This window comes from Jeotgalibacillus sp. S-D1 (genome assembly GCF_004358665.1).
Lineage (GTDB): Bacteria > Bacillota > Bacilli > Bacillales > Jeotgalibacillaceae > Jeotgalibacillus.
Genome location: NZ_SMZR01000004.1, coordinates 305,802 through 311,801 on the forward strand (window position 1 = coordinate 305,802; position 6,000 = coordinate 311,801).

Consider the following 6,000-nt stretch of genomic DNA (forward strand, 5'->3'; position numbering starts at 1 on the left):
TGTCTTTTGTCCGGTATGCTATTACTTGTTATGTTACGTAAAATAACCGAAGGGGTGTACCGTTAACAGGGTGATGGAGCAATACGTCAATGTAATATTTATTATTTTCTACCCTATTCGACAAATTTTATGCTTTCTAAGTATGCTTCTAATAATATTTATTATTTATTGAATTATATAGGATTGATAAATAAAATGTTCGAATACTTTAAATATTGAGTAAAATAGAGTTATGATATTAAGTGAAAGCATTTATAAAAGCCGGTTTGACCTTCGTTGTTGATCGTGCAGCTGTGATTTAAAGAAGTGTGTGTGCTGCATTTGCCGATCAGCAATCACGGTTAACTGGACAAAAATGAAGGAAAGGGAGGAAAAACAAATGAAAATATTGTATATCAATGCCAATCCACGAAATAAAAAATCAGTGAGTGAAGAAATTGCAGATGTATTTGTAGAACAGCTTTCATCACTGGAGAAAAATGCTCAGGTTGAATATGTTCATTTATATGAAACAGAACTGCAGGAAATTGATGAAGATGTTCTGGCGTCCTGGGGAAAAAAAAGATCCGGTGAACCTCTGACAGAAGCAGAGGCGCACAAAACAGCCGTCATGGACCGAGTGCTGGACCAGTTCTTATCAGCAGATGTATATGTTTTTATTACGCCATTCTGGAATCTGCTGTTTCCTCCCCGCTTGAAAACGTATATTGACTCACTCTGTATTCCAGGTAAAACATTCCGGTATACAGCCGGGGGTCAGGAAGGGCTGGTGGAAGGAAAAAGAGCCGTTCATATTGAAGCGGTAGGCGGTGTATACAAAGGAACCGGCCTTAACTTTTCTGAAGATTATCTGCGTGAAATTATGCGCTTCCTCGGTATTAAAGAATATGATTCCGTTATTTGTGAAGGCATGAGCCAGTACCCTGACATGGCTGATAATATCCTTAAAGAATCAAAAGAAGAAGCATCTCAACTGGCCCATAAACTGGCCAGACTCGAGTGATGGGCAGGCATTAAAAAACATGGAATGGTCTTTTGAGGCCATTCTGTGTTTTTTTATGTAATTCGTAATATTTTTGAAACATTTCTTGAATGTCGCTCGTAAATAAATAAACAGGATGTACCAGATCATGTGAAAGGAGGAAATTAAATGGAGCTATTCGGGTACAGCTTGGAAAGCATTTATTTAGTGACATTAATACTTTCGGGATTCATTACCGTGCTTTATTTGTTGTTTGCTGATGTAATCGAAGGAGCGGGTGAAGCACTCGGATTTTTAAATCCCACCACTATTTTGGCATTCATTACAATCCTTGCAGGCAGCGGGTATCTGTTTGAATCCTTAACCTCTATATCTTCCATCCTCATCCTGATTTTCGGAGCTGCAATAGCACTTATCGTGAGTTTTTTACTCCACTTCTTTATCCTGGTTCCGCTCAAATCAGCAGAGGAATCTCTGGTCTATACAGAAGAATCGTTAGGAGGAAGGGTAGGAAAGGTTATCATACCAATTCCTGCAGACGGATTTGGAGAAGTCGTAATTGAAAGCCTCAGCGGTATGATATCAAAACCTGCTGCAAGCTATGACAATCTTCCAATTAATGAAGGAAACCGGGTGCTGATCATTGATGTAATCAATGGAGTTCTTCAGGTAAAGGATTATGAAAAAGCATTAGATTGGACTGATCACCAGTCTAAATAACAATACAGGAGGAAACAATATGCCAACGATGTTTATCGTAATTGGAGTCATTGCTTTTATTTTACTCGCACTTATAGGAGTATATGTTACAAAGTATCGAACAGCAGGGCCGGATGAAGCATTAATCGTAACAGGAAGTTATTTAGGCAGTAAAAATGTACATAAGGATGAATCAGGCAACCGGATTAAAATCATTCGCGGAGGCGGTACATTTGTATTTCCGGTGTTTCAACAGGCAGAACCACTGAGCCTCTTGTCCAGTAAATTGGATGTTACCACTCCTGAAGTCTATACAGAGCAGGGTGTGCCGGTAATGGCAGATGGCACAGCCATTATAAAAATTGGCGGTTCCATCGGTGAAATTGCGACGGCTGCTGAGCAGTTTTTAGGAAAGAAAAAAGAAGACCGTGAAAATGAAGCCAAAGAAGTACTTGAAGGTCATTTGCGCTCGATCCTGGGTTCAATGACTGTTGAGGAGATTTATAAAAACCGTGATAAATTTTCACAGGAAGTGCAGCGTGTTGCCTCGCAGGATCTGGCAAAAATGGGACTGGTTATCGTATCATTCACCATTAAAGATGTACGTGATAAAAACGGATACCTTGAATCATTGGGGAAACCCCGTATTGCACAGGTTCGCCGGGACGCTGATATTGCGACTGCAGAAGCCGATAAAGAAACACGGATTAAGCGAGCTGAAGCTGATAAAGATGCTAAGCGTGCTGAGCTGGAGCGTGCAACAGAAATTGCAGAATCAGAAAAAGATAATCAGCTGAAAACCGCTGAATTCCGTCGCGAGCAGGATCTTGCACGAGCCCGCGCCGATCAATCCTATGACCTGGAAACGGCACGTTCAAAGCAGGAAGTAACCAAACAGGAAATGCAAATCAGAATCATAGAGCGTGAAAAACAAATTGAATTAGAAGAAAAAGAAATACTGCGCCGCGAACGCCAATATGATTCAGAAGTTAAAAAGAAAGCGGATGCTGACCGCTATTCAGTTGAACAGGCGGCTGCAGCAAGCAAATCCCGGGAAATGGCCGAAGCAGACGCAAATAAATACCGCATTGAAGCAATGGCCAAAGCAGAAGCTGAAAAAATCCGTTTAGATGGTCTTGCAAAAGCCGATTCTGAACGTGCTCAAGGGGAAACAGAAGCGGAGATCATCCGAATCAAGGGTCTTGCCGAAGCAGAAGCAAAACGCAAAATTGCTGAAGCCTTTGATCAATACGGTCAGGCAGCAATGCTTGATATGGTGCTGGAAATGCTTCCGCAGTATGCGAAAGAAGTGGCCGCTCCTCTTGGCAATATCGATAAAATCACAGTCGTGGATACAGGAAGTGACAGTTCAAATGGCGGGGCTAACAAAGTATCCGGCTATGCAACAAATCTGATGACCACTATGCAGGAGTCGCTTAAAGCTTCTTCAGGAATCGATGTGAAGGAAATGCTTGAAAATTTATCAGGCAAACACAATATACGCCCGAGCATCGATCAGTTAACAGATGAGATTAAGCAAAAAAACACACAGCATGCTGATCAAACAACAAAATAACTGGCTTCTCTTTATTAAGAGGTTGAACGACTGAGGGTTCCTTTAAAAAGGAACCCTTTTTTATGATTGAAGAAGAAAAAGGAGGGAATAGGAATGAGGGAATGCATTCGTTTTTCGAACGATGCACGCTGGCGGGATTCTCCCCTGTTTTAAACAAGTATTCTATTGTATTCAAACAGATAGTCAACGTAAAAAAGCTGACCATAGTCAGCTTAAGAAAGTTTGATGCTGTTTAAAGTATTCAGCTGAAAAAACGGATAACAAGCGGTATTTTAAACTGTTTTCCCTGATAGGCAAAAATTCCGCCTATCACCATAAAAATGACCATAAGAACCGTTAATACAGCGTTAATAATGATGCCAATTCCAATAAAGTATAAAAAACCTGCAGCTGCCTGATACAGAAAATAACTCACTGAAAAGTTTAAATAATACAGACCATGCTGGTGAACGTATGGAGAGTGACGATGAATATACCACAAGATGGCAGGGCCGATGATAGCGGTAAAGAAGCTCAGAAAATATAACAGGCTTGCTGTTAATCGTTCGTTAGCACTTGATGTTTCCATTATAAACGCCCCCTTTAAATGGTTATACGCATTTGAACAGATAAATGTTTCAAAAAAAAAACCGTCTATTTCTATTAACAGAAACGACGGCTTCCCATTGCTTATCCTTTTTTCCCTAGGGAAATAGCAGTTACTAAACCTAGAAAGAGTGCTACTGCGCTTAGCAGAACATTTGATAATGTGAAGGTTAATCCGGGATACACGACAAATAGTGATCCGAACACCAGGCCGATAATCAAGGCATACATCATCAGCGGGAATCGATTAAGTAAAAAGCGAATGCCCTTACTGCTTAGGATGAATCCTGAAGCTACACCGGCTCCGATAACCAGGATAACGGGTATATTAAGGGACGTGATTGCGTTAATGGCAGTAGGATATACGCCGATAATCAGCAGGATAAAGGATCCGCTGATGCCTGGCAGCAGCATTGCCATACTTGCAAGAGCGCCAGAGAAAAATAATAAGATATACGTTGTTGTGCTGAATGTTTGAATCGGGTTGCCGTCTGCAGGCGTGATGAAAGCCATGCTCGCAACTAATGCAGCGCCAATTATTAAAATAATTGTATGCTTGGTTTTAAAGCGGCCGATGGCGTTAGCCTCTTTCAGAAGATAAGGAAGAATTCCCGCAATTAAACCAATAAAAAAGAAATTAGTAGGCTGGGGATAATGTTCAAGCAGCCGTTCAACAATATGGCTCAGCAATAAAATAGCAGTACCCATGCCTAGACCAAGTGTCAGTAAAAAAGGAACATGCTTTTTCCATTCCCGGGTGGTAATCCCGCTTATTGCATTGATAAATTGATCATAAATACCGAGAAGAACAGCAATTGTTCCTCCGCTTACGCCAGGGATGATGTCACTTGTTCCCATGGCCAGGCCGCGAAAAATATTTCTCCAATCAAACATATTCGATCTCCTTTAATTCATTTCATAATCGTTCAGCAAATGAAAAATGATTTTATTGAACAGTCCTCATTATACGTGAATTGAATAGATTCGTCATTGAAGAACTGGAAAAAGGGGTTTGGAGGAAGAAAGTCGAATAGATAAATAGACCATCACATGACAATGGAGGCTTTGACATGAAAAGAGCAATGCTTATACTAAATCCTTCTTCAGGAAAAGAAGAAGCGCTTCAGCACAAGGATACAGTGCTGGAGGTCCTGACGTCTTCGGGCTATGACACAACCATTAAAGAAACAGAAAAAGAAAATGATGCCACGATATTTGCAGAAGAAGCCTGCAGCGAGAAATATGACACCGTTATTTCCATGGGCGGGGACGGCACCTTAAACGAAATTATTACCGGCCTGGCAGAAAAACCTCACCAGCCAGTTCTTGGGATTGTTCCCCTGGGAACCGTAAATGATTTCGCGCGGGCATTATCAATTCCAATGGACCCTGAAGAAGCGATTCAAATGATCAGAACAGCTGATACCAGAAATGTAGATATTGGCAAAATCAATCAAAAGTACTTTTTAAATATTATTGCGCTTGGCGGAATCGCAGAAGCAACCTTCGGGGTGAGTGTAGAACAAAAAACAAAACTTGGACCTCTGGCCTACATGATCGAAGGGTTTAAGACGATTAAAGAAAAAGAGCCCTTTACCATCTCCCTTCGTCATGATGAAGGGGAATGGAGCGTTGAAGCACTGCTTGTTCTTATTGCTTTAACGAATTCAGTGGGCGGTTTTGAAAAGCTTGCTCCTCAGGCGGAAGTAAACGATGGGAAGCTGCATTGTTTTATTATTAAAGATGTTCCACTTATAAAGCTGGTCAGCATTGCAACTGCCCTCCTAAAAGGTACATTAAAGGAAGACGAAAATGTAGAATACATTACCGCCTCTTCAATTGAAGCGGCTTCAGATACTGATCTGATTGCAAATGTGGATGGCGATGAAGGGGACCATGTCCCGATGACCATCCAGGTCTTTAAAAGCCATCTTCCTGTTTTTGTTCCGAAGGGGAGTCTTTCTAAATAATTGATGAGGCTGGGGTTTATTTCACTGGAGGAAGAGACTGGGACATATGTGTCTCAATTCCTTCAATCCGGTTCACTGCGCTTCAGACGGACGCTTTCCGCAGGGACGGCGCTGAGCCCTCCTCAGGCTTCGCCTTGCGGGGTCTCAGCTTGCCGTCAAATCCTGCAGGAGTCGCCGCCTTCCGCTCC

6 protein-coding genes are annotated in these 6,000 nt (G+C 41.7%); 4 read left to right on the forward strand and 2 right to left on the reverse strand.

What is annotated here, in order from left to right; translation table 11 throughout:
* The first annotated feature begins 379 nt into the window (after positions 1-379).
* From E2R51_RS14310 to E2R51_RS14320, 3 genes are all read left to right on the forward strand, one after another.
* On the forward strand, positions 380-1,003 hold the full coding sequence (locus tag E2R51_RS14310) for an FMN-dependent NADH-azoreductase (RefSeq protein ID WP_133377763.1): 624 nt from the start codon (positions 380-382) through the stop codon (positions 1,001-1,003).
* Positions 1,004-1,150: 147 nt separating this feature from the next.
* Entirely contained in the window at positions 1,151-1,702 is a 552-nt protein-coding gene (locus E2R51_RS14315) for an NfeD family membrane protein (protein WP_133377764.1), read from the forward strand.
* Positions 1,703-1,721: 19 nt separating this feature from the next.
* The gene (locus E2R51_RS14320) at positions 1,722-3,257 is read left to right on the forward strand and encodes a flotillin lipid rafts scaffold protein FloT (RefSeq protein WP_133377765.1); all 1,536 of its coding nucleotides are present in this window, start codon (positions 1,722-1,724) and stop codon (positions 3,255-3,257) included.
* 241 nt (positions 3,258-3,498) lie between these two features.
* Here E2R51_RS14320 and E2R51_RS14325 read toward each other — a convergent pair whose 3' ends face one another.
* Positions 3,499-3,825, reverse strand: coding sequence for a DUF4870 domain-containing protein (locus tag E2R51_RS14325; protein ID WP_133377766.1), 327 nt, complete (start codon positions 3,823-3,825; stop codon positions 3,499-3,501).
* Between the two features lie 101 nt (positions 3,826-3,926).
* Positions 3,927-4,736, reverse strand: coding sequence for a DUF368 domain-containing protein (locus tag E2R51_RS14330; protein WP_133377767.1), 810 nt, complete (start codon positions 4,734-4,736; stop codon positions 3,927-3,929).
* Positions 4,737-4,912: 176 nt separating this feature from the next.
* On the opposite strand from E2R51_RS14330, the gene E2R51_RS14335 reads away from it, so the two are divergent.
* Positions 4,913-5,812, forward strand: a complete 900-nt coding sequence (locus E2R51_RS14335; RefSeq protein WP_133377768.1) for a diacylglycerol/lipid kinase family protein — start codon at positions 4,913-4,915, stop codon at positions 5,810-5,812.
* The last annotated feature ends 188 nt before the right edge of the window (positions 5,813-6,000 follow it).